Raw genomic sequence first — 25,638 nt, 5'->3', positions numbered from 1 at the left:
TCTAAGAGTAGACCCCGTTTATTTATCCTAAGTCATTTTTAAATGCTGCCTTAAATATATAGCAGTTATTGATATCTTATCTTCCAACAGGTTAGCCACTGTTCCTTCAAAGAGCAGCTCACCACCATATTTGCCAGCTCCTGGACCAATATCTATCACCCAGTCCGCCTGAGCAATGATGTCAAGATTATGTTCGATCACAATAACAGTATTCCTATTTTTCACAAGTTCATCTATAAAGTTCAATAGTTTTTGTGTATCAGATGGATGTAATCCCGTACTTGGCTCATCGAGGACTATTATACCATTCCTTTGGTTGAGTTCCCTTGTAAGCTTCAGGCGCTGTCGTTCACCACCTGAAAAGCTATCTAGTCGCTGTCCTAAGCTGAGATAACCTAGGCCAAGGTTGGATAACATGTTAAAAGCATCATGAAAGGACTCATCGGGAAAGAATGCAGCTGCCTCCGTGACAGTCATATTCATAACATCGACTATATTTTTACCCTTATAATGATAATCTAGTACCTGTGCTGTGAATCCTGAACCACCACATAGCTCGCAAGGTTGTTCAATATCATCCATAAAAGCCAGATCAATTTTCTCAACGCCCAATCCGTTGCAATTTTCACATGCCCCTAAACTATTTCTGCTGAATAATTTATCAGAGACTTTATTTGCTTTTGAAAAAAGCTTCCTGATCAAATCTGATAAATTAAGATACGTGAGCAGATTTGAACGTACACTGGCCGCAAATAGTGCCTGATCAACTACTTTAATCTCTGGATAAAACATTGGCAATATTTTGTTGATCAGCGTACTCTTACCTGAACCGGCGACACCTGTGACAACAGAAAGCACCTGTTTGGGTATTCTTACATGGATATTTTTCAAATTATGCAAGCTCGCATTCTTTATTTCCAGATAACCTTGGGCCTTTCTTGGTGTCTGATTGAAATCGAAACATCGGCCAAAGTAAGATCCTGTTTTTCCTTTTGAATATTGCAGTCCTTCAAATTTGCCTTCGTAGACGATTTCACCACCTGATTTTCCGGATCCCGGCCCCATATCGACAACCCAATCTGCAATTCTAATTAAATCTGGATCGTGTTCTACAATAATTACAGTATTGCCCTTCGCTTTGATCTGTTGAATAATTGTTCCGATATTTTGCAAATCTTTAGGATGGAGACCAATACTCGGTTCATCAAAAATATAGAGCAAATCAGTTAAACTATTACCGAGATTACGCACCATCTTGATGCGTTGAGATTCTCCACCAGATAAGGTATCTGTACGTCTATCCAACGTGAGGTATTGAAGGCCGATATTGACTATATCATGTAATTTCTTGCTCAGTTCATTTAATAATACATGATAAGTTTTAGAGCTTATGGTAGCTATGAAATCAAGTAGTTCGTCCACCGAGAGTGATGCACAATCCGCTATACTTTTCCCCGATATTTTACACGATAGCACCTTTCTATTTAGCCTTGTGCCGTTACATACAGGGCATTTTTTTGTGATTATAACATTTTTGAGAGCCTCTTTACGAGTTATATTCTCCTTCGAATCTTTTTTTAAGAATGCCTTTTCGATACGAGGAATTAAGCCCTCGTATTTCACAGTCTTTCCCCATTGTTTGTCAGGGAATCTGGGTTTATGTTCCGTCGCATTCAAAAGCATATCCCATTCTGATTTGCTATAATTTTTTAATTTCTTGTCATTGTCAAAATATCCAGATAAAGTATATCGAGTTAAGCGCCATCCCCCGGGCTGAAATGTCGGAAATGCGATTGCACCTTCATTCAAAGATTTTTCCATATCCAAAAGTCGTGTAATGTCAAGGGTCTGTACAAAACCAAGTCCTTCACATTCACGACACATACCCAATGGGTTGTTAAATGAAAATACGTTGGAATATCCCACAAACGGAGTACCCATTCTAGAAAAAAGCAATCGCAATGAACTATAGATATCTGTAGCTGTACCTACTGTGGAACGGGCATTCCCACCTAGCCTTTTTTGATTGATAATAATAGGTACATTTAAGTGTTCAATCTTATCTACTTCTGGAACCCCGATGTGCTGCAAACGATTTCTGATAAAACTCGTCTGAGTCTCGTTAAACTGCCGCTGTGCTTCTGCTCCGATCGTTTCAAATACCAAAGACGATTTTCCTGAACCGGATACACCCGTGAAAACAGTGATCTCTCTTTTGGGGATGTTGAGCGAAATACTCTTCAGATTGTTTTGCTTTGCATTTACAATGACGATATAATCCATTTTAATTATCTTTGGGATTGATTAACTTAGTTAAACATAATACTTAACAAAGTTAACTAAACTATTGTTTTATGAATAAGAGCGAAATTGATTTTTATCAGGTCTTTACAGATCTACAGTGTTTTATATTAGCCAATATGAACCGAGGAAATATACATGGGGTAACCGCCACACATTACAATATAATGGAATATATTTATAGAGGTCATCAGGTTACTGGTAAGCAGATCGCTGAAGCCTTTCAGATCAGTCAGGCTGCTATTTCTAAGCAGCTTAAATTTTTGACCGAAAATAGGCTGATCAAGCAACAACAATCTACAATAGATCGTAGATTTTTTGATCTGACCCTGACTGATGAAGGTCGATATATCATTGATAATTCGGAAAACTTTAGGGAAAGTATTGCAAAAAAAGCCTCACGCTCTTTGGCAAAGGATGAATTAAAAACACTTACTTTACTTCTTCATAAGCTTATGCAACAGGTAAAAGATTAATACGATGATTTAGTGCTGCCTCTCGTTAATTTAAATACCGTAAGTAATTCACAACCAGTCACTATTGCAAAGGATCATGGTCTTTACTATTGCAACCCAATGAGATACAACGACGGTTACAGCTACTAGAGCTAAAGTTCGAATTCAAAGTACGAAATAATATGCTATACCGAATACCTGAAAAACTTATCAGCAACAGGATGTTTATTTGTGATTCAACATATTTAGCTATTGACAAGCAGTTGTCAGTTCTATCATCTAATTTTGTCTCTAATTAACAACTTGGCACGATGAAACTTCGGTCAAGTTGTGGCCACATCTTGTTTTAAATATATATTTGAATTATATAAAATATTTATGAGTCTTATCAAAGATATCTATTCGCTTAATTTCTATCAACTAATTGCAGATCAGTTTAGTCAGGTAAATCCCGATTTCAATAAAGAGCAATTTATTACGAGAATCTTTAGCGCTGATTTCAACAATATGGAATGGAAGCAAAGGACCAAACATACAACACAAACCTTGCATGAATTTATGCCATCCAATTTTCCCGAGGCAATCGCCTTAATCACTCAAGTTGTTGAGAATCTAATTGCGGCAGGGTATCCTGGTGGACTTGAATATATTATATTCCCTGACTACATCGAAACTTATGGTGTTGAGCATTTTGAAACCGCCGTGCAATCCCTTGAAATAATTACACAGTTCATCACTTGTGAATTTGCTGTTCGCCCTTTTATTATCAAGTATAAAGAACGGATGATCAGTGTAATGGAACAATGGGCACGAAGCCCGAATGCACAAGTTCGCCGTTTGGCAAGCGAAGGTATTCGTCCACGACTACCATGGGCTATGGCTATCCCCTTTCTGAAGAAAGATCCAAGCCCTATTTTGTCTATTTTGGATTTACTAAAAAATGATGTATCAGAAACTGTAAGAAGAAGTGTCGCTAACAATTTAAACGATATCTCTAAAGATAACCCCGATATTTTGCTGGCCATTGCGAAAAATTGGAAAGGGATCAGTAAAGATACAGACGGAATCATTAAACACGGCTGCCGCACATTACTTAAACAAGGGCATCCCGAGATTTTACACTACTATGGTTTGGACGGAACAGATTTTGAGGTTTCCGATCTACGCATTGAAACACCATATGTAAAAATTGGTGAATATGTCTTTTTTTCATTTCAGATCGAAAATACACATGCGCAATCAAAACCACTCCGCTTGGAGTATGGATTATATTATCAAAAATCAAATGGTTTAATGTCCCGTAAAGTATTTAAGATTAGCGAGAAGATCTATTTATCAGCTGAAAAAAATCGGATTGAGCGCAGACAATCATTTAAGGTAATAACCACCAGAAAATTCTATATTGGTAAACATAAGATTTCCATTATTGTCAATGGCAGGGAAACATCGGAAATGGAATTTGACTTGATTTGATAATTTTCAAATAACATTTGCGCTGGTTGATTCGGGCTCCAGATCTCAACCTAAAACAAAGTGGGCAGTATGATGTTTTTATCCATAGGTCTCTATTTGAGATGGTATTGATATAAACGTTCCACCGCAAACAACGCTATTATGAAGAAGCTACTTTTGGTTCTATTGCTATTACTGATTGTGATTTTTGTTGGTTTATTGATCAACACATTGCTCTTCCCTTTTGCCAAGACAAAAAAATACGATGCACAAGCATTCCAGCCTATAAGCAATGATAGCATCTTATCCCGATTAGCTGGGGGAATTAAGATACCGTCTGTTTCCAATGGTGACCCAAATTTATTCGCATACGCCCCATTTGATACTTTTAAGCAGTATATCGCAGCAAGTTATCCCCTTATCCACCAGCAATTGGAGATCTATACAGTCCATTCCTATGGTTTAGTTTTTAAACTTAAGGGTAGCAATAGCAATTTATTACCACTCCTATTTTTGTCCCATTATGATGTTGTTCCTCCAGGTTCAGCTGAAATTAAAAACAAGTCCGAACATGTTTTCCGTCCTTCAGACAAACCACTCCCCCCAGTTACCACAATAGCAGAAGATTGGGATTATGCCCCTTTTTCTGGTGCTGTAGCAGATGGTCGGATTTATGGGCGCGGAACATTGGATATGAAAGGGATGCTCTTTTCATTACTTGAAGCCATGCAGAAAATACTGTTGGATAAGGAAAGGCCTCAGCGTGATATCTATTTTGCATTTGGCTTTGATGAGGAAGTTGGTGGCGAACTTGGGGCAAGCAAAATAGCAACGGATTTCAAACGCAAGGGGCTACGATTTGAAGCTGTTTACGATGAAGGAGGACTCATTCTGGAGAAAGGATCTGTTAATGGAATAAATTCAGATGTAGCACTAATTGGCTGTGCTGAAAAGGGGTTCCTGTCTTTAAAGATCAAAGTTAAAGGTCTAGGTGGACATTCATCTATGCCGCCGTCTGAAACTGCCATTGGCAAAGCCGCGGTGATCATGCAACGACTCGAAGAACAGCAGATGAAACCGATGATCAGTCCACTTATTCAGCGTTTTTTTCAGCAGATAGGTGGTTCAATGCCTTTTGTTTCGCGCCTTGCGATAGCAAATAGATGGTTGATGGAACCTATCCTACTTGCCCAGTTAACTAAAAATCATTCTACCAACGCCTTGGTACGCACCACGACAGCGCTGACGATGATGAAAGGCAGCGATGCCCCCAATGTACTGTCACCAGAAGTCGAATTTGTTGTCAATTTTAGACTATTGCCTGAAAATACAATTCAGGAAGTTCAAGCACACGTTAAGAAAGCGACAGCCGGTTTTGATGTCGAAATAGAACAGGTTGATAATGCCCGGGAGGCCTCCAGTGTATCTTCTATTGATACGAAAGCGTATCAGATGATGGAAGCCTCCATTCGAAAGTTATACCCTGACCTTATTGTCACACCATACCTGACCGTTGGTGGTACAGATGCCATCAAATACCAAGAGCTCAGCAAGAATATTTACCGATTTATGCCAATCAAAATCAATCATTCCGAACAGCAAAGCATGCACAGTACCAATGAATATATCAGTATCGAAAACTATATGAAAATGATTGCGTATTTCTATTATATCATGCGAAATTATGACGAGCAAATACCATCATCTAAATAATGGATATCCAGTGTAGCACCATGGTTTTCTGAATTTTATGCAATCGATTGCTATTAATTTCTACTTTTAAACGTAAAAAAATCACGTATGTTTGTAAGAACCACCGATTAAGCAAAAGAACCAAAATTAAAATCAGTGGTCTAATCAGTTCGTTTTCGAGACATAAGCCTAATGGCATCTATTTCGAAAAGCTTAACAACTAATTAGGAATATAACCAATAGATGCCCTATGGCATGCAAAATCTAAAATAATCCAGAATGAAAATTAAAATTTTAGTATTCTCCCTTTTACTTGTCCTCTTACATGGTGTGAGCCTTGGCCAACAAAAGAATGCTCCATTGAAAATAGGTTTAATTGCAGACCCACAATATGCTGATCAGAACACCAAAGGGAGTCGATTTTACCGCAATTCACTTTCGAAATTAAATTCAGCAACGACAGCAATAAATGCAGCTGGCGTGGATTTTACGGTTATGGTAGGAGATTTAGTCGATGTGGGGACAAAAGATTTGGCTCCGGCCTTGCAGCATCTGTACAAACTCAATACACCAGTTTACAATTTACTGGGCAACCATGATTATGTCGATGTGAAAGACGGTGCCACACTCTACAAGGCCTATCGCATGCCCGCCCCTTACTATATCATAGAAAAAGGTAATTGGTTATTTATTCTCCTTAACACCAATGAACTCAGCGAATACGCAACATCAGAAGCTTCAGCTGAGCGCGCTGCTTGGCAAGCATTAAATAACCAGCTGAAACTCAAGGAACGGAAAAATACACAGCTATGGAATGGTGGCATCAGCACACAACAACTTGCATGGATGGAAAAACAGCTAAAAAAAGCAGAAAAAGATGCTAAGAGTGTGATCATCTTCACCCATCATCCCTTATTTCCAGAAAACGGACTTGAAACACTCAATAACAGGGATATATTGGCCATAATAGAAAAATACCCTGGTGTGAAAGCAGTTATCTCGGGACATCATCATCCTGGTAACTTTGCTAACTATAAAGGGATTCCCATGATTACACTTGAGGGAATGATCGAAACCAACAATGAAAATGCTTATGGGGTTTTGGAACTATCCCCCCACCGAATAGACCTGAACGGTCAGGGTCGTATGACCTCCAGAGAATTTGATTTTTAATAGCAGAATCACCCCAATATTGGGTGATTTGTTACTTAAGCGTTAGCGTACTGTTAAATTAGATTTGATTCAAATTGCAATTAGATGCCTGTAAAGAGATTGAAAGCAAAGTTTTAAAATTATCTTTAAAGTGCTAAATATAATGCGCAACGGATATGGAAAAAATAAGGACTTTTCAGCAATATGAGCTAAATAAAATCAGGAAAAATGTCAAAGATAGCGGACTGCAATTCGAAAAGTTTGGGAGATCTTCAAATATAATGGATTATTCTGATAGAGAAATCAACGAGATGATCCTGGGCATCTATAAAGATAGTAAGCATCTATTGGTCGATGGAGATTATTTTATTGATGTTTCGACAGTGCAGAAAGCAACGTGCATTTTAACTGATATATCCTATTCGCGAAGGATAAAACTGGATAAAACCTCCGCAATCAAATTGAAAAATATAAGAAATTTTTATATTCAGGATTATTTCCTGGAAACAAGTGAACAGTTTTCCAATTCCTCTAAACACAAAATAACTGGCTACCTAAAAAAAATAGGTGGTATCAGTCTCGGCAAGGGAAGGTATAATCATGCTTATTCTATTCCAAACGATTTCAAAACTTTCTATAAAGGTATTCCGATAGACCTTTTTTACCCAATTCAACATTACATCAATGGTCTATTTTTTGGAGACGATTACCACGTCTCAACTTTCGAAGTAGTCAGCAACTTAACTATTGTAGACGAATAAGCTCCCCAATTTCCCATAACATGGCTATCTGTCTCAATCATCAGTAATTGGTTAATGCCCAAATTATTTTCTATCAAAAGTTAACAGTCCCCTGCTTTTTCGTAAATTCAGTGAATAGAAATATAAAGCACGATATGAGAAAAGTAATAGCGGCGATTAATATGAGCCTAGACGGCTTTTGCGATCATACTTTAATGCTTCCTGATGATGAAATTCATCAACATTATACCGACTTATTACGAGAGTCTGATACAATATTATATGGCAGGATAACCTATCAGCTCATGGAATATTGGCGGGCCTTCCTAACAACCTCTAGTGGTAATAAATCCTCAGACGAATTTGCGCATGTCATGAACACTATACCGAAAGTCGTCTTTTCACGAACCCTAAAAAATCTGGATTGGGATAGTGCAAGACTGGCAAAGCGAACTATCGTTGACGAGATTCTGGCGCTTAAACAACTACCGGGCAAAGATATTTTGATAGGTAGTCCTAGTCTAATTGTTGCATTGACAAAAAGCGACCTTATAGACGAATATCAAATTTGTATTCACCCCATTATCGCTGGAAATGGTTTGCCTTTATTCAACAACATAAACAGAAAAATACAGCTGACATACCTAAAGACTAAAACCTTTGCTGGTGGTGCCACAATTCTATATTACAGGCCTACTCCCCAATAAACAATCGCATACTCCGCCTTTTGTAAACGATTCCCACCATTGGTCTGGATGCTATTTAAAGATGTCCATATTTTCATCATAAATAGGACTCTGTATATTTAAAAAGTTTAGAACACTGTGAAATACATGGTTCTGGGTCAATATTTTATTGGGTTTTAGCTCTTTCGCTGGATCAGAAACCCAAACGATAAAAGGAATATCATATTGCTCCTTAGGAGCGATACTCATTGGCAGTCCATGCATATATAAATTGTTTTCACCTAAAGATTCACCATGATCAGAAACAAAAAGCATCGCACTTTGGTACTGCTTCAATTCTTTTAAATCTTCTATCAAGCGATTTAGGATATAGTCGGTATATACAATAGTATTGTCATAAGCGTTGACAAGTTCCTCCTTAGAACATTTTCCCAACTCTACACTATTACAAACAGGTTTAAACATTTCGAATTGAGCAGGATATTTTTTACTATAAGTAGGCCCATGGCTTGTACTTGTGTGTAGTACAATAAATATTTTATCCTTTTTACTGGCTAATATCTGCTCTTTTAATCCTGCTAAAAGAACCTCATCATAGCTACAGCCCTCGCCTTGACAATTCGATGTTAATTGTTCTGCTTTTTTGTAATCCTTGATGTGAACCGGAGGTTCGCCCCAGTTGGAAGTTCTCCAGACAACATCTACATCATTCCTGAACAGATAGTTTGGTAATATCTCATATAAATCCCCGCTATTTTTATGTTCCAAAATACATTTTACACCTGCGGTTGTATAAGTGGAACAGGAAGTAGCTTCAAAATGATGTAGATTCGGGATCTTGGATAGTAAGGGATTTGTATTTTTCTTGTAACCATACAACGAAAAATTCTGACTTCTAGCAGATTCACCTATTACCAAAATAACAACGGACTTTTTGTTATCCATTATTTTGGCATCAGGAAGTAAGATTTCCTTTTTATTTTCCTGCTGCTGATGAATATAAAAACGTGTGAAATTTACCGTATAAGACCAAGGCATCGCTAACCCGCCTAACGTTTTTGAATTTTTATCGATCCATAACCAATTACTCGCATTCGCAAAAATCAGAACAATAATAAACAATAGGCTGAGCGCAGAAGTAACAAGAAAACGCTTTAATTTCACATTTTCTATTTTCACTTTTGCAATGTAGATACTCGGTAGGATACCCAATAGAACGACATATAAAATCAGTTTAATAGAGAAAAAACTACTCGACTCTGCGTAATTGGTATTGAGGATATTCCCCACCATCGTTTCGTCTATGATAACACTATAGGTATTGATAAAATAAACCGCGATGGAATTGCCAATGAAAAAGAAAATCAGCAAAACTTTGCCAACAAGGCGTGACAGAAAAAATATTAAATAGAGTACAAAAGCGTTTAAAACCAGCATTAAAATCACTAAGCTTAGGATCAGAACAATGCCATTCAGACTTTTAAAATCAATATTTTTAAAAACAAATGAGAAAAAAGGGATATGGAAAAATATAAAATTAAGAATACTTATTAATAACACGAAATGGGTTATCTTTATGTTATTTTTTAGCTTAAACATTATAGTTTTATAAAGTGAAATATCTATGTTAACCAACGAAAAGCAAGAAAAACATCCAATTTCCGTCAACTATTCCGATGATTAATACCGTGCCGAAAATAAGAAATAATAAAATAAAAAACGGATAATTTTTCCTAATATTAATCGATTTCAAATCTCACATTTCAGCGATAAAAAATAGCGTTTGTTGCGCAATCCGGCTAAAATCACCTTCTTTTAGTACGTATTATTCATTTCACGAAACTGTTTTTTGCTAGAGGAATTGCGGTTGCACCAACCGCATAAGATCAGATGTTCAAGTACATCTGTCAAATACCTTGATTAATAAGAAATAAAAAGGGAGTAGATTGCGTATTTTTCGAAAGTTCCTAGTTACGCTTGGTGGAATTTAAACATTTTTCACAAAACCAATAAAACCAATCGATTGTAGATTTCAAACTACAGTTTCGAGGATCAAGATAGAGGTTATGATAATGGGCATGACTTTTGTCAAATTAAATTTATAAGTAATAAATAAAAAAAGATCATGAGAAGAACTCCCTATACTACAACTGTCATCGTTTTATTGATACTATGTGTGGTCGTATTGATGACAACTTGCGCAAGAATTGTATAAATGTTGGTGCAAATTCGGATCAGGCAAACAATTCAATAAAAGACCAGGTGCATAAAGCTCCTAGTCCTTTACTCATTTGTGTCTGAAAAATAGCTAACAGCCTATACTTACACCATTCGAGATTACAGCATTTTTCTTTACAACAACGATGCCATCACAGATTGCATGTGTCTTGAAATCGCCATCTTCCAGATGTAGCCCTCCTTTTATTCTGACATCATTGCCTATCCTGCAGTTTTTATCCAAAATAGCATTTTCTATATAACAACGTTCCCCAACACCAACAGGTGGCGGTTTTTGGGTATTCCCCATTTCAATGACTTCCTCAAGTTGTTCGTAATGATCTGATCCCATCATATAAGTCGATTTAATTACTGTCCCCTCACCAATACGGGAACGTATTCCGATCACAGAGCGTTCGAGCTTATCTGCATTGAGGATACAGCCATCAGCAATGACTGTATTATTAAGTGTTGTTCCAGAAACCTTAGATGGAGGTAGCATACGCGCTCGCGTAAATACAGTTTCATCAAACAAATTGAAATCAGGAACATCTGCAGTCAATCCAATATTGGCATCAAAAAATGATTTTATCGTTCCAATATCTGTCCAATAACCATCAAACTGGTAGCTGAGCACCTTGTACTTGTTAATGGCATCTGGTAATATTTCCTTCCCAAAGTCCATACCCGGATTGGCAAGCAGTAAATTGAGCAAAACACCTTTTGAAAAAACATAAATACCCATCGATGCCAGATAATTCCGCCCGCATTTCGCCATCCCGCCGGAGACTTCTGAAGACCAATTCAACACCTCCTCTTTATTGGGTTTTTCGGTGAACGCGGTAATTACATTTACCTCATTGGCTTTGAGAATACCAAACCCGGTAGCATCGGCTACATTCACAGGAATGGTTGCAATTGTGATGTGCCCGCCATTCTGTACATGAAAGTCGACTAAAGCAGAATAATCCATTTGATAGAGTTGGTCGCCCGATAAGACCAATACGTATTCGTAGTCAACATTCAATAGGTGCTTGTGGGTACGTCTCACGGCATCAGCTGTTCCCTGAAACCATCGATCTCCCTCGTTCGTTTGTTCAGCAGCCAAAATATCAACAAAGCCTTTACTGAAAATGCTGAAATTATAAGCGTTTTTGATGTGCGTATTTAAAGAAGCTGAATTGAACTGTGTTAAAACGAATATCTTGTTATATCCAGAATTTAAACAATTCGAAATGGGAATATCGACCAATCGATATTTCCCAGCAATGGGAACAGCCGGCTTAGAACGCTGTTGTGTCAATGGATAAAGTCGAGACCCTCTACCCCCTCCCAAAATAAGGGAAACTACTTTGTGTGCCATACCTCAAATTAAATAATTGGTTTACAAATCTAATTAACTATCGAACGCATCCATTGAAGGATCTATATGACAATCCGCTTGATCATATTTACCTATATTAGGTCAAGAACAGGATATTTTTCTTTTGTTTAATTTGATGCAATTGGTTATTACTACTTAGCTTATCGCTCCTCTTTAGAACAAGCTACGATGACTAAATATAATAAAATTAATCTTCGGAACAAAAAATATTATCCAATCTTGTCCATGAATATGCCTAAAATTTGATTTGCAAAATAAGTCTGACCTTCCGAACAGCATCAGCTCAACACCTTCCGAAAATTATGAAATAGATTTTTTTAGCGTGATAACCGTAATCTCTGGCCATACACCTATCCTGCCCTTGAGTCCATGATAGCCAAAGCCGCGGTTGACATACAAGTATTTGCCTTGTTTTTGATATAATCCAGCCCATTGTTCATAGAAATATTGTATCGGGCTCCATTTAAATCCGAACAACTCTATACCAAATTGCATCCCATGCGTATGCCCGGCCAATGTCAGATGCACATGTTTTTCGTGATCTAAAGTGACATGATCCCAATGAGAAGGATCATGTGACATCAATATGTTAAAAGAGTCCGAAGAGAGACCGGATGTTGCTTTACTTAAGTCTCCATATTGATGAAAACCACCCTTTCCCCAGTTTTCCACCCCGATCAACGCAATGCTAGCATCCCCTTTTCGAATTGATATAGATTCATTCATCAACAGCTGAAATCCCATCTCCCCATGAATTTCTTTCAACCTAATAAGATTAGATGCTTTCAATTCAACACTATCCCATTGTGTATAATCTCCATAATCATGATTTCCGAGTACAGAATATTTACCAAACGGAGCTTTTAGCGAAGTGAAATCTGAGATCCAGGATTCCATTTCAACGGCTCTATTATTGACGAGGTCACCTGTAAACAGGAGAAGATCACCATCCTGGGCATTCGCTAGTGCGATGCCTTTTCGGACTCCATTAACATCCGATAAGCTTCCAGAATGAATATCCGAAATCTGTGTGATTTTAAATCCATCAAATGCATCTGGCAGATCCGGAAAACTTAAGACTTCCTCCCTTACCCGATATAGATGTCGCCCTCTGGTGAGGCCAAAAATAATAATTAAAACAATCAGTAAAGCCAGTACAAGCACAAATTCGCTTAGATAAATACTTCGTGGAGGAAATCCCTGTAATAGTCGTACCAAGTCCTCCGCCAATAGGATCGGAAAGGCTGGCAATTTTGGAATAAATACGATCAAAAAAGAAGTAACCAGATCTCCTGCCAGTCGCTGAATATCTTTGCCCTGTTGCCGAAGAAAAATCAGGGTAAACACTCCGATAAGCAACAATACATCTAGATACCAATAAATTTTGTATAAAAATGGAGTATGAATAACGGTCGTGAATGCCTGAAAGAAATAAGCATCACCAATTACAAACAGCATTAATATGAGCAATAACCTCTTTGCCATGTTTCAAATCGTTTAATCTAAACAGGCGAATGATATGCCAAAAAATGATGATGACGAATTGAACGATTCTTTAAATAGAATATTGATATCTGTATGACAATGTCTGTCATAATCAGTTGAATTTCTTTGCCATAATTGACAGAGTGGCATAGCGCAATACTGCCCCCTTATCAAGCTTCGGTCGGATGTTTTTCGTTCTCTCCATAAGCCCAAGAGAGAATTGTTTTAACCGCATTGCGAATTCTGTCTAAACCATCAGCGTTAAGCTCAATCTCACAAAAAGTACTTTCTGTATTTATAGAATGTAATACCAGATAATAGATTCCAGCAGTCAGAATACTACTAATAGCCCGCAAATCGACATTTTTACCCTCCATTTCCTTATCGGCAAAGGCGAAAAACAAAGCACTCATCTTTTCCCGTTCTCTTGTGATCTGAGACATAATCTCAGATTTTTCACTGATCTGCCAAAGAACCGCTTTTTGCATTTCGGTATTCTCCAGAAAGCTATCCATTTGGTTTAGTAATAATGATTCGAGAAAGCCCTTTGAGCCCTCGGTTGGAGCAGTACCAAAATATTCAACAGCACCCAGCGTAGCAGACACCCAGTAGTCTTTACTTCTGATGTATGTTTCAACCAAATTGTCAACGGAGCCGAAATAAAGTGAAATGAGCTTCCTATCAACACCTGCAATTTTAGAAATATTAGCAATTGTTAAGCCCGTGTACCCCTTATCTCTAAGAACCTGACCAACAGACAAAATAAGTTTGTTCATGGTACGTTCTTTATCATTCTTTTCTCCTTTATAAGTTTTACGCATCTGTTATTGATATGGTATTGATCTGAACCGCTAAAATTAAGCATTCAGATCAATATAATAAATAATTAAATATTATAAGATTAATTTATCTTGATTTTTTTAGGCTTACAACCTTACTGATGTCCTCCAGTGTATTTAATACCTTGTCCAAATGCTCCTTTGTATGAGTAGCCATCAGACTTGTGCGGATACGGGCATCTTTTTTTGCCACGCCAGGATAGACAATACAATTTGCATAAACACCTTTTTGTAATAACATGCGCGATACCTGAGCAGTTCTAATTGGATCACCGATCTTTATTGGAATAATTGGAGATGCCGACATACCAATATCTACACCAAGAGACAACAGCCCTTCTTTAAAATAAGCCACATTGTCACTGAGTCTTGTTCGCCAATAAGGCTCTTCGTCAATTAAATCAATGGCTTTCAATAAACCGAAACTTGCGGGGGTCGATGTAGAGGAAAATACCTGCTGTCTGGATTGATAACGAAGGTAATTAATGATTTCTGGCGTTGAAACTATAAAACCTCCTATATGACCAAACGCTTTACTCAAAGTACCAGCAATAATATCTACTTTATCCAAAAGATTATAGGCTTCAATGGTTCCCCTACCTTTATCCCCCATTACACCTATTCCATGCGCATCATCCACCATTAAATAGGCACCATACTTTCTGGTTAATGTATAAATTTCATCCATCGTGGCTAAATCACCATTTTGGGAATATACACCGTCGATGATCACCAACTTAGTTCTGAACTTACTCTCCGCGTCAGCCAACGCACGTTCAAGATGAATCATACTGTTATGTGGAAATCGCTTGACATTTGTATTCAATAAGCCCTCATAAACACTTGCATGTACTTCCATATCAACAATAGCACAGTCCTCCTGTTTCAACAAGCTCAATAAAGTAGAACTATTTGCGGTATATCCAGTTGTAAAAACGATACTCGAACCGTCCGGACGATTGAAAAATTTACAAATCTTCTCTTCCAATGCGACATGGTATTCATGATGCCCTCCTATTAACGGTGATGCTCCTGCCCCTGTGCCATATTTTTCTATCCCAGCTATTGCTGCAGCTTTCACTTTCGGATGTTGGGAAAAATTAAGGTAATCGTTTGACACAAGACTTATGCACTCTGTTGGTTTCTCTAAAAATGGTGAATTTACTATAGCGGTCGGCCCACAGCCTTGTGTTATAAATCTAAAGTTAAGATGCTGATTTTCTTTCATATAATTGATGTAGGAACTAAAATACTTTGCAGTATCCATCATATCAAAACCAGCAATATTCTCAAATTCTTTGAAGCTTGCTGTTGCAAAATCAATGTGTTCGTTAATTTCCATAGATATTTTTTTAGGTATTCATAATAATACCATAAATATAAAGTAAAAAATAGATCACCCATCTGCTCAGAGAGTCATTTGCTGGAAATTTTTGATGATATACTTAGGACATACCGGAACACACCGATCTATGAAAATCGAATTTTAACACAAACAGCCTAGGGCGGGCTGAAGTTCTCAATAAAGAAATAAAACTTAGATCATAGCATTAATTTAAGAAAAGCTATTTTAAACAACAGTGGTAGCCCCTACAGCTACCACTGTTAAATTATACACCTACCTACAGTATACATATCATATGTACATTTTTATATGGAAATACTCCCCTATAAAAGCTTACTCAGATCGCGCATTCAAGCTGAATAAGTAGAAAATGTTTTAACGATATACAAATATAGAAAAATAAAATTTCCCTTGTATGTTAAAATTAAAAAAAATATAAAAATACTTATACAGTCCTTGAGAGACAAGTTTTACACAAAACGAATATACATGTTTGACCATTGTAACTATAGTTATTATATTTTTTCATTCCTATAAGAAAATAACATAGCCAACCTATATTCGAACAATAAATTTTCTCAAAACAAGGAATATTATAAATTATTGTTATAAATTTGAATAGTGAAAAGGGCTAGAACAACCATTTGTTACTTTATGCTATATTTTCATGTGAATTAGCAAATGGATTAATCATTAATACCGTATAGTGTATTGAAAGAAAAATGGCCACTAATCTATTGATTTGTAGCCATTTATGATAGGTATACTGTAGGGTGCTGCGTAATAATTCTGTAAATCTAAGAAAAATACTGCAAAACATTTCTTTTTCGTGAAAAAAAATGTTTAAAACACAGATGAAATTAGTAATAATACAGATAATAATTTCCTTAAAAACTTTTGACAACTCCATAGGAATACCTATTTTGCTCCCATCTTATTTCTTGAATTATTGTGACAGTACACCTAAAAAATAACATATGAAATTTCATTCCACCAACTACTTTGACACATTTATTGAAGTAGCTGAAGATACACAAGTATCCAAAGGAACAGTCCCTCCTATAAGAAATAGAAAGACAATAGCGGAAATACAATATGAACTGATCACACAATTTCCATATAGATACACTTCCGATGAACTTCTTTTTCAGATTTATGCTGATCGCAACGCACTTAATGAAGCAGACTATCAAGAGGCAAAGAATATATTCTTTTCAAAAGGGCAAGCTTGCCTACGTGCATCTCCACTTACAAAAATCTATGGGTTTGGAATCCATAGTAATCACGATGGCAAAATAGCAGGCTATGGAATGGAAACCAAAGAGTACCGAAATTTTATAAATGACGCGACCACAAAGAAAGTGAAGGCGATGAAATCAAACAAATAGCGGATCACCCCTACAAAGTGGACGATCATCTTAATTGTTATTGCATCATATAGTCTTCCTATTGGTTTAGGAAGATGATCAATATCTTATTGGGCAATCTTTGCTTTGTCTTTCGAAGTAAATGCTTTTATAATGACTGGTGCCGTTGCTATCAAAACGATAACGATAATAACAAGCTCCAGATTCTCCTTCACCCATACATTCTCACCTAACAAATAACCAAGTGTAACTAGACTCCCTGACCAGACAACCGCACCAATCACATTGTACAACACAAATTTTCTGAACTCCATCCCAACAATACCAGCGACAATTGGAGCAAAAGTCCGAACAATAGGAAGAAACCTTGCAAGCACAATAGCACCTCCGCCCCTTTTTTCGTAAAACTCCTGTGCTTTAAAGATATAGCTCTTTTTGAAAAACCAGCTATCCTCCATGCTCATGATTCTTTTCCCAAAGATCTTCCCACACCAATATCCAACAAAGTTACCCAGAATTGCAGCCAACGATACAAGCACAATCCAATATAGTAAGGTAGGCACCTGTTCCGAAGGCGAAATGCTCATATTGGAAACAATCATTCCTGCAATGAAAAGAATAGGATCTCCAGGAAGGAAAAAGCCAATGAGTATACCTGTCTCAGCAAAAATAATAAACAACAGAAGATACAAACCTCCATGGGAAACAATCCAGTCTGGATTTGTGAGGTTATTTAGAAATTCAAAAAAAACATCCATCAAATAAGTCGAATAATATCTAAAACAAAAATAATCGGCCGCTCTTCCACCGATGACCTGACGCGTTCATTCTGTCACCTGTATCAAAATAAGATACAATTGAAAAAATAAATTTTTAAAGCATCCAGCACTCAGTTAAACCTGCTTACAGCCCGAATATCTTATAGCCATGTGATCTCTAATTAAAGGCGCAAGATAGAAAATCGCTTGCAATTGTAGGCAATTTTTCATACTTATTTTTGGAACAAAATGTCATGTTTTGTAAAAGCCCAATTTACAGGGATATTTTGGATAGGAAGATAGCGATCTTACGGAGTCGGTAGATCCGCGAAGATCCTCTTCAGCATATTTTGTAATTCCTCAGCCCTTAGATTACGGGCGATTATTTTACCCTTCGGATCGAGCAGAAAACTGGCAGGAATAGCATTAATTCCATAAATTTTTGCTGCATAACTGTCCCAGCCCCCTAGATCCGAAACCTGAGCCCATAATAGGCTATCTCCTTTTATTGCATCGATCCAGGCAGCTTTCCGTGCCGCATCGTCCAGGGAGATTCCCAGTATATCAAATCCTTTGTCATGATATTTTTGATAAGCTTTTACAAGGTTCGGATTTTCTGCACGACAAGGACCACACCAACTCGCCCAAAAATCCAAGAGTAAATACTTTCCCGAAAAATCCGAAATTTTGATGGTTTTCCCCTCCGGGTTTTTGAGCGTTAGGTCTGGCGCCTGCTGCCCGACTTTGGTCTTGGACTGGGCTTCCAGTTGCAACGGAATCACCTTGCCCAGAGGACTTTCTTTTAGCCTACTCGAAAGACCTTCAAACGCTGACTTGGCCGATGCATAAAATTTCTCCTGACCTGCGACAAAACTTAAACCAATTACACTGAGGTATGAATCGGGATGGCTTCTAGCAAAATCCAGGTAGACACTGTAATTTTCATCCATAAGATTCATTTCCCGTGCGAGAAACTGGGCAAATATGACAGAATCTTTCTGTTGTTCTAGTGGAAGTTTGGAAAATTCTTTATTTAATGCGTCGAATTTATTGTCAACAGTTTTTTTCATCTCTAGAAGCTCTGCATTTTCCGTATTGAGTTTGGATCCATTCATTACAATATTTTTTAGTGAATCCTTCGCATTCATCCCGATTTGAGCAGCTTCCAGATAAAAGCGGAAGTAATCCAGCTTCTCACTGGGCTGTAGCTTGTTCACATAGGGGTTTTTATGGAGATAAAGCGCAGAATAAACCGGATACGCGAGCTGCCCCTTAAACGTAAAGCGTCCCCCTTTCGTTTCTGTGGAATCAACAAACGAGACACCATCACTGTTATAAACCAGAAAAAGCCTACTGCTATCTTTCAACTGATCTACTTTGCCTGTAATGAAGTAATTATTCTGAGCAAAGGTCAAAATAGGAAATAGTAAAAACATCGATAAACACAGTAAAGAAGTTCTCATCAAGTTTTCCTTTAAGTCTATTAATCAAACGATTACTAAAAATAATAAATTTATTTCGATCAAACGAATATTTAAATATCTTGAGATATCCGTATATTTGAAAATAACTTTTTCACGACGACAATCAAGTGCTCAACCTGTTTCATATCACCCCCAATTGGAACAGCTATATGCGAATCTTTTAAGCCATACAATGCCGGATCTTTTATCTTCAGAAACATTTCGCATTTACTCTTTCCAAGGTAGCGTTTAAAATTAATTTCCTGAATATCATTGATAAAGACAAACTGATAATCACTCATGTATATCCCGTTAGGAGCCAACTTAATGGTTGTTTTCTCTGTAAATGGAATCAGTAGAAATTTCCCTCCAAGAAATAAGACGAAAACACCGAAGATTGATTTCTCGTAAAACATACCAATTCCCGAAAAGCAAATAATTGATCCAAAAATCATCATCGCTAATATACTTGAACTTACAGTATATGTCTCTTTGTAATTTATTGTGGCTTTACTCAAGGACCGCTGATGAACAGCTTTGTACTTTTGTACAAACTCCACTTTTTTGGCATCTTTTTTCCATTCCAGAAAATAATATAAATTGATCAGGGCCAAGCCAAAAGCACAAAAGCCTAGTCCTGTCGATTTCATATCGAATGGATAATACAACAAAAGATTGGTTGCAATATACAATACATTGTAACCAATGACCCTATAAACTTTTTTACTATCCATTCAGTGTTTTTCAATTATCCGCAAAGATAATCATTTCAGCTTATCATTCGTCCCTTAAACAATCCACAGGATTAGCCAATGAAGCACGTATGGATTGATTATTTTTACCGATAGATCCGACGATATGAAGACGGTCTGTTTTTGGATACCCCCTATCAAAATGAAGCTAAGAATCTACCCATAATGTAATCAGCATCGCCGCAGCCTGGCCGATGATGTTGATTGCTGTAAATCCCTTCGTTCTTATCAGACTGCGGAAGGCTATCTTGACATAATTGCTCATCAGGTTAAATCCATAATCAATCTGCCCGACAATCCAAACAAACAACTGATAAACAAGATATTAAATAATTTTAAAATCATATTATATGTCCTTTTGCAGACAATTATTGTTCGTTTGTGGGTGAACTTAACTTACCGGACAGCAATAAAATTAATGCTTCAACCCACCTTTATATACTTAACTTACGTATATTTAATACCGCAACTAAGTAATTCGAGATGTCAACTCCGCTAATACAATTATGGTTATATAACGATTGGGCGAATAACCTGCTCATCGAGAAAATGAAACAGGAAGCCGAAAAAACTCCTTCAGTTTGTTTACAATTATTCAGTCATATAATGAATGCACAGCTGATATGGTTATATCGACTGAATGGAGAAAAACCTCCCGTAGGTGTTTGGGATGAGCATAGTTTATTAACATGTGAACACTACCATCAACTGGCTTCTTCGGGATTTAAGGAAAAGGTCTACGTTGATGCTGCTGAGATCGCTACAATCATATCCTATACCAATACAAAGCATGAACAGTTCCAGAATTCGTTTGGAGACATCCTGTTACATGTATTTAATCATGGCACTTATCACAGAGCGCAGATAGCCTCAGAAATGAGGAGAAATGGACTTGATCCGATCAACACAGATTATATTTCGTTTGTTCGAATATAGTATTGGTATCATAAGTAGAAATTAATAAAAGCGCTATTTCATAGAATGAGTTTCAAACATTACTTTAAGGCCAGTTTAACATGGTTTCATCAGGAACAGTCTACATCCTTACCAAAGGTATATAATAAGAGCCATCGGATTTCCATCCAGGGCAAGGCAGATTTACAGGTCTCAGCGGCAAAAGCTTTCAAGGGTGACCCAACATTATATAACCCCGAAGATCTTTTACTGAGTAGCCTTGTTTCCTGCCATATGATGTCTTATCTATATGTATGTTCCAAAAATAACATCGAGGTGATTTCGTACACGGACAATGCCGAGGCGGTATTAGAAACCAGCCCTGATGCAAGTGGCAGATTTGTGCAGGTTGATCTGTTTCCAGAAGTCATTATTTCAGATCCTGATAAAATAGTATTGGCGACATCACTACATCACGAAGCAAATCAACTTTGCTTTATAGCCAATTCCTGTAACTTCCCGGTACGACATCATGCTGTTTGCCACGCTATTTAAGTGCTGAATATAGGTACAATCCAACTTATTTTTCCCAGTAGATTTGAAACCTACAATATGCACAGTGGCATTATCGACCAACTTTCTCAATTAGTCCAATAGTTTACCACAAATTAACCTTTTAAAATTTAGGTGAATTTTTTCAGGAATTTTCTATTTTTAGGCCATGATTGACAACTCCAAGAAAAAGGCCGCCATAGGCTTTATATTTATCACTTTACTTATCGATATCACAGGATGGGGTATTATCATTCCAGTGGTTCCAAAATTGATTGAAGAACTGATCCACAGCGACATCAGTGAAGCTGCAAAGTACGGTGGCTGGCTGGGTTTCGCTTATGCTTTTACACAGTTTATATTCTCTCCTGTAGTAGGTAATCTGAGTGACAAATATGGACGAAGACCGATTATTTTGATTTCTTTATTCGGCTTTGCAGTAGACTACATTTTTCTCGCCCTCGCCCCTTCGATAGGTTGGCTATTTTTGGGACGGGTTATTGCAGGATTGACTGGAGCAAGTTTCACAACCGCCAGTGCTTATATCGCGGATATTTCTACCGATGAGGATCGGGCCAAAAACTTTGGATTAATTGGTGCTGCCTTCGGATTGGGTTTTATTATTGGCCCCGTCATCGGAGGATTGCTTGGCCATTACGGTGCACGAGTTCCTTTTTACGCTGCCGCAGGTTTATGTCTATTGAATTTTCTGTATGGGTATTTTATTCTGCCCGAAAGTTTAGACAAAGATAAGCGACGGGCTTTTGACTGGAAGCGCGCAAATCCCATCGGATCCTTTCGATTTTTGGGAAAACACCCCGAGATTTCAGGTTTGATCGTCGCATTGATCCTGATCTATATTGCGGGCCATGCCGTACAGAGTAACTGGAATTTCTTTACCATGTACAAATTTAACTGGACCGAAAGGATGGTTGGTATCTCACTTGGGGTCATCGGTTTATTGATCGGTCTGGTACAAGGCGTCTTAATACGTTGGACCACACCAAAACTCGGTGAGCAAAAAAGCATTTATTATGGACTGATATTTTATGCGATAGGACTCTTATTGTTTGCATTTGCCAATCAAGGTTGGATGATGTTTGTCTTTCTTATCCCTTATTGCCTAGGTGGAATATGTGGTCCTGCACTGCAATCTGTCATTACTAAAAATGTCCCATCGAATGAACAGGGAGAACTTCAGGGAGCGTTAACCAGTTTAATGAGTGCAACATCGATTATAGGCCCTCCAATGATGACCAATCTGTTTTACTTTTTTACACATGATAATGCGCCATTCAAATTCTCCGGAGCGCCTTTTTTCCTCGCGTTTATTCTAATGACAATCAGTGTGATTATCGTATATTCAGCCTTCAGACGAAAGAATAAAGAACAGCTTGAAAATTAAATTCCGAAGACAATACTATCTAACAAAGGCCAGCCCATCAAAAGATGAGCTGGCCTTTGCTTTTATCAGATATCAATCTGATACATCTGAAGATTAAAATACAACTGTCTACTTTTTTATAATGCCAAATCTTTTATTTCTAAAATCAATAACAATCGTTTTATCCATAAAGAAGATATTGCCGATAATCCCATCAATATTATCTTGTTTAAAGGAGAAGAAATCATCTTCAGTATACCAAAATTCCTTCAAACCAAATGTGTTATCTCCGATCTGGACTGCCGTATTTATCTCAACAGATTTTACAATAAGAGGATTATTAAAATTTCGAATATTCAGTTCATCTTTAGCTTTTGCATTTGTGATTAAACGATCGAAATTCTGTCTGTAGCTTACGATCGGAAATATACTTGAACCACTGTCATATAAAAAATTATACGTTTTACCATCGATCTTCACGGGGATTATTGCTTTATTATTGACGATGTTCATTGGTACGAATGCCGTCTTTCGGTCCATATCCTTATCCACTTCGTTAACAACAGTAATGCTTTGCTTTGGGAAATCAACAATTAGGCATTTCCCCTGAAAGACATCTGCTCCAACTGTTCCACAAGATTCCCCTTGACTATGATTCAATAGACCATAGAGCTTATGATTCTTTATCGGATAGTCACCAATATTAAAACTTTGGTCATCAATGGTAAAAATAGTATGCCCTCCCGCATCAGAAGTAGGATCTATCTTTTTCGATTTAATAAATGCCGCGTCAGAGAAGCATTGATCATAAATTAATGTCGCATTAGCCCCCAGGTCAAACTGAAAAGCATAAGTCTTATTTTCTATAGTGACCGGTACGCTCATCGCAATTTTGTCGATCAGTCTCTCACCAATAGAATCCTTTTCCCATTTAAAATTGATTTTCTGTGCTTGCGATTGTGCACAATAGGCGATCAATATCGCGGATAGTACTATTTTAATGTTCATATGTTGTTATTCAATGACACGATAATCGGAATCTTTACCGAACCAGGTTATTATTGTATTTGACGGCTATTTTAATAATTAAAGCAAATTCAACTAATCTGCCAATATTATTACTTACTGAATCACAACAACTTAAAATAACACCTTCTTTTAGATGTCCATTAATGAACGTTTGACTGTCCAATAATGAACATTATATGCCGTATCAGGTAAAACGACCCTAATAAAAGCATCCGAGAACATTCCATCCTTTTGCTAAAAATGAACGCAACACAAAAAACTACAATTTCGATTTCAAGCGACTGAGTGTCTCCTGCGAAATATTTAAATAAGATGCGACCATTTTATTCGACATTCTACGGACGATCATCGGATTTTCTGTCAACAATTGCCGATATTTTTCCAGCGCATCCTGCATAAGGAAAGACATTAAACGTCTGGTATTGGTAACATAGGCTATTTCCAGATAAATCCGATAAAATTTCTCCCATTGTGGAACAACATCCAACAGATGGTAAAAATCTTTATGACTGATCGCATAGATTTCAGATTCTTCTACAGCCTGTATAAACTCCTCGGATTCTTCCGAGGTAATAAAGCTGACAAGGGCGGTCGCAAATTGGTTTTCAAAAGCAAAATAACGTATCGCTTCCTGTCCATTTTCATTAATAAAAAAGATCCGTAGACACCCCTTGACAACAAAAAATGAACGCTGGCTAATCTCTCCATTCGCCAGCAATAGTTCATTTTTCTTTAATTTGATAGGTTTGAAAAAACCGAGTATAGTACTAAGTTCTTCATCTGTTACAGTTATCTTACTTGTTATATATGATATCAATAGATCATTCATGCATCTTTTCTAAGTCACTAAACAGCAAAGTTAGCAAAATTGCAAGGACAAATCTATTGTAATGATCAAGCTTTAGGGTTTTATCTCATCCGAATGCTCTCCTTCTTTGGCACCGATTTTCCAATACGAACAGGCATACATCTCTTTTGTATTCCAGCACTTTTCGACAAGAAAATAATGGCGCAACGTTTTAATGATATCATATTCTGCTGCTAGATAGATATATCTGGCCAAACCATTGTCATCAAATTCAAATGCTTTTACGCGCTCTGCGAGTACACTTCCCTGTTCGGGATGTGGGTTATGGATCCATTCCAGATCTACATCGGCAATCGTAGAAAGCACAAGTTCATCTTCTTTTGTCGCAACTTCTATAAAGGCCTTTACTTTCACTCCTAAGGGAAGCTGTTCCAAAATAGCCGCAATGACAGGTAAAGCGGTCGCATCACCAGCAATTAAATAATGTGCGGCATCCGGAACCAAGGTTCTCATACTTTCTTTCATACAGATCTCCAAACGGTCCCCAACCTCAGCATTTATCGCCCACGCTGATGCCAGGCCATTATCTCCGTGCTGGACAAAATCAATAGAAAGTTCCTTTGCAACAAGATCTATTTGACGATTTGTATAGGTTCTTACTTGTGGCTTTTCATCATCCGATGTTGAAATAAACAGTTTATTATTGGAACCGGATCGAACACCCGAAAGCCAGACAAGTTGTTCTTCGTTAATCTCAAAAACTACCCGAATCAGATGTGGAGTTAGGTATTTTTTGTCTTTCACAGTAAATACCGAACGTATTTTTTTTGAATTTTTCTCGTTCATAAACAATATAATTTGTGATCATAACTAATCAACTTTC

At 37.3% G+C, this 25,638-nt stretch carries 23 protein-coding genes; 10 read left to right on the top strand and 13 right to left on the bottom strand.

Annotation, left to right across the window (positions count from 1 at the left end; genetic code table 11):
* Positions 1 to 27: 27 nt before the first annotated feature.
* Positions 28 to 2,283: an excinuclease ABC subunit UvrA gene (locus OGI71_RS05030; protein WP_282254261.1), complete on the bottom strand. Its 2,256-nt coding sequence runs from the start codon at positions 2,281 to 2,283 to the stop codon at positions 28 to 30.
* Positions 2,284 to 2,354: 71 nt separating this feature from the next.
* On the opposite strand from OGI71_RS05030, the gene OGI71_RS05025 reads away from it, so the two are divergent.
* From OGI71_RS05025 to OGI71_RS05000, 6 genes are all read left to right on the top strand, one after another.
* A complete protein-coding gene (locus OGI71_RS05025; RefSeq protein ID WP_282254260.1) occupies positions 2,355 to 2,777 on the top strand; it encodes a MarR family transcriptional regulator in 423 nt (140 codons plus the stop codon).
* A 357-nt stretch (positions 2,778 to 3,134) separates the two neighbouring features.
* Positions 3,135 to 4,229 carry a DNA alkylation repair protein gene (locus OGI71_RS05020; protein ID WP_282254259.1) on the top strand — a complete coding sequence of 365 codons (1,095 nt, stop codon included), beginning with the start codon at positions 3,135 to 3,137 and terminating at the stop codon, positions 4,227 to 4,229.
* Positions 4,230 to 4,370: 141 nt separating this feature from the next.
* Positions 4,371 to 5,921, top strand: coding sequence for a M20/M25/M40 family metallo-hydrolase (locus OGI71_RS05015; protein WP_282254258.1), 1,551 nt, complete (start codon positions 4,371 to 4,373; stop codon positions 5,919 to 5,921).
* A gap of 258 nt (positions 5,922 to 6,179) precedes the next feature.
* Positions 6,180 to 7,073 carry a metallophosphoesterase gene (locus tag OGI71_RS05010; RefSeq protein ID WP_282254257.1) on the top strand — a complete coding sequence of 298 codons (894 nt, stop codon included), beginning with the start codon at positions 6,180 to 6,182 and terminating at the stop codon, positions 7,071 to 7,073.
* A 155-nt stretch (positions 7,074 to 7,228) separates the two neighbouring features.
* Entirely contained in the window at positions 7,229 to 7,813 is a 585-nt protein-coding gene (locus OGI71_RS05005; protein ID WP_282254256.1) for a hypothetical protein, read from the top strand.
* A 134-nt stretch (positions 7,814 to 7,947) separates the two neighbouring features.
* A complete protein-coding gene (locus OGI71_RS05000; protein ID WP_282254255.1) occupies positions 7,948 to 8,499 on the top strand; it encodes a dihydrofolate reductase family protein in 552 nt (183 codons plus the stop codon).
* Positions 8,500 to 8,550: 51 nt separating this feature from the next.
* On the opposite strand, the gene eptA is transcribed toward OGI71_RS05000, so the two are convergent.
* The 5 genes from eptA to OGI71_RS04975 all read right to left on the bottom strand — a co-directional run bounded on the left by eptA (position 8,551) and on the right by OGI71_RS04975 (position 15,745).
* Positions 8,551 to 10,077, bottom strand: coding sequence for a phosphoethanolamine--lipid A transferase EptA (gene eptA, locus OGI71_RS04995; protein ID WP_282254254.1), 1,527 nt, complete (start codon positions 10,075 to 10,077; stop codon positions 8,551 to 8,553).
* Between the two features lie 709 nt (positions 10,078 to 10,786).
* Positions 10,787 to 12,058, bottom strand: a complete 1,272-nt coding sequence (locus OGI71_RS04990; RefSeq protein ID WP_282254253.1) for a glucose-1-phosphate adenylyltransferase — start codon at positions 12,056 to 12,058, stop codon at positions 10,787 to 10,789.
* Positions 12,059 to 12,379: 321 nt separating this feature from the next.
* Positions 12,380 to 13,564: a metallophosphoesterase gene (locus OGI71_RS04985; protein ID WP_282254252.1), complete on the bottom strand. Its 1,185-nt coding sequence runs from the start codon at positions 13,562 to 13,564 to the stop codon at positions 12,380 to 12,382.
* Between the two features lie 170 nt (positions 13,565 to 13,734).
* A complete protein-coding gene (locus OGI71_RS04980; RefSeq protein WP_282254251.1) occupies positions 13,735 to 14,385 on the bottom strand; it encodes a TetR/AcrR family transcriptional regulator in 651 nt (216 codons plus the stop codon).
* 85 nt (positions 14,386 to 14,470) lie between these two features.
* Positions 14,471 to 15,745 carry an aminotransferase class I/II-fold pyridoxal phosphate-dependent enzyme gene (locus OGI71_RS04975; RefSeq protein ID WP_282254249.1) on the bottom strand — a complete coding sequence of 425 codons (1,275 nt, stop codon included), beginning with the start codon at positions 15,743 to 15,745 and terminating at the stop codon, positions 14,471 to 14,473.
* Between the two features lie 980 nt (positions 15,746 to 16,725).
* Here OGI71_RS04975 and OGI71_RS04970 point away from each other — a divergent pair.
* The gene (locus tag OGI71_RS04970; RefSeq protein WP_282254248.1) at positions 16,726 to 17,136 is read left to right on the top strand and encodes a DUF6157 family protein; all 411 of its coding nucleotides are present in this window, start codon (positions 16,726 to 16,728) and stop codon (positions 17,134 to 17,136) included.
* A gap of 86 nt (positions 17,137 to 17,222) precedes the next feature.
* On the opposite strand, the gene OGI71_RS04965 is transcribed toward OGI71_RS04970, so the two are convergent.
* The 4 genes from OGI71_RS04965 to OGI71_RS04950 form a co-directional block, all read right to left on the bottom strand.
* Entirely contained in the window at positions 17,223 to 17,873 is a 651-nt protein-coding gene (locus tag OGI71_RS04965; RefSeq protein ID WP_172394057.1) for a VTT domain-containing protein, read from the bottom strand.
* Positions 17,874 to 18,181: 308 nt separating this feature from the next.
* Positions 18,182 to 19,309 carry an AhpC/TSA family protein gene (locus OGI71_RS04960; RefSeq protein ID WP_282254247.1) on the bottom strand — a complete coding sequence of 376 codons (1,128 nt, stop codon included), beginning with the start codon at positions 19,307 to 19,309 and terminating at the stop codon, positions 18,182 to 18,184.
* A gap of 98 nt (positions 19,310 to 19,407) precedes the next feature.
* A complete protein-coding gene (locus OGI71_RS04955; RefSeq protein ID WP_282254246.1) occupies positions 19,408 to 20,070 on the bottom strand; it encodes a hypothetical protein in 663 nt (220 codons plus the stop codon).
* Positions 20,071 to 20,236: 166 nt separating this feature from the next.
* Complete coding sequence (locus OGI71_RS04950) at positions 20,237 to 20,398, bottom strand: hypothetical protein (RefSeq protein ID WP_282254245.1); 162 nt, start codon at positions 20,396 to 20,398, stop codon at positions 20,237 to 20,239.
* 173 nt (positions 20,399 to 20,571) lie between these two features.
* Here OGI71_RS04950 and OGI71_RS04945 point away from each other — a divergent pair, with 173 nt between their 5' ends.
* The 3 genes from OGI71_RS04945 (at position 20,572) to OGI71_RS04935 (ending at position 22,939) form a co-directional block, all read left to right on the top strand.
* Positions 20,572 to 21,024 (top strand): DinB family protein, encoded by a 453-nt coding sequence (locus OGI71_RS04945; protein WP_282254244.1) that lies wholly within the window; start codon positions 20,572 to 20,574, stop codon positions 21,022 to 21,024.
* A 45-nt stretch (positions 21,025 to 21,069) separates the two neighbouring features.
* On the top strand, positions 21,070 to 21,537 hold the full coding sequence (locus OGI71_RS04940) for an OsmC family protein (protein ID WP_282254243.1): 468 nt from the start codon (positions 21,070 to 21,072) through the stop codon (positions 21,535 to 21,537).
* Between the two features lie 166 nt (positions 21,538 to 21,703).
* The gene (locus OGI71_RS04935) at positions 21,704 to 22,939 is read left to right on the top strand and encodes a TCR/Tet family MFS transporter (protein ID WP_282254242.1); all 1,236 of its coding nucleotides are present in this window, start codon (positions 21,704 to 21,706) and stop codon (positions 22,937 to 22,939) included.
* Between the two features lie 108 nt (positions 22,940 to 23,047).
* On the opposite strand, the gene OGI71_RS04930 is transcribed toward OGI71_RS04935, so the two are convergent.
* From OGI71_RS04930 to OGI71_RS04920, 3 genes are all read right to left on the bottom strand, one after another.
* Entirely contained in the window at positions 23,048 to 23,926 is an 879-nt protein-coding gene (locus OGI71_RS04930; protein WP_282254241.1) for an aspartyl protease family protein, read from the bottom strand.
* Between the two features lie 280 nt (positions 23,927 to 24,206).
* The gene (locus OGI71_RS04925) at positions 24,207 to 24,776 is read right to left on the bottom strand and encodes a Crp/Fnr family transcriptional regulator (RefSeq protein WP_282254240.1); all 570 of its coding nucleotides are present in this window, start codon (positions 24,774 to 24,776) and stop codon (positions 24,207 to 24,209) included.
* Between the two features lie 72 nt (positions 24,777 to 24,848).
* On the bottom strand, positions 24,849 to 25,601 hold the full coding sequence (locus OGI71_RS04920) for a siderophore-interacting protein (RefSeq protein WP_282254239.1): 753 nt from the start codon (positions 25,599 to 25,601) through the stop codon (positions 24,849 to 24,851).
* Between the last annotated feature and the right edge of the window lie 37 nt (positions 25,602 to 25,638).

The organism is Sphingobacterium sp. ML3W (genome assembly GCF_029542085.1).
Lineage (GTDB): Bacteria > Bacteroidota > Bacteroidia > Sphingobacteriales > Sphingobacteriaceae > Sphingobacterium.
Note: the sequence above shows the minus strand (reverse complement) of the source record. Positions and strands in the feature narration are given on the sequence as shown.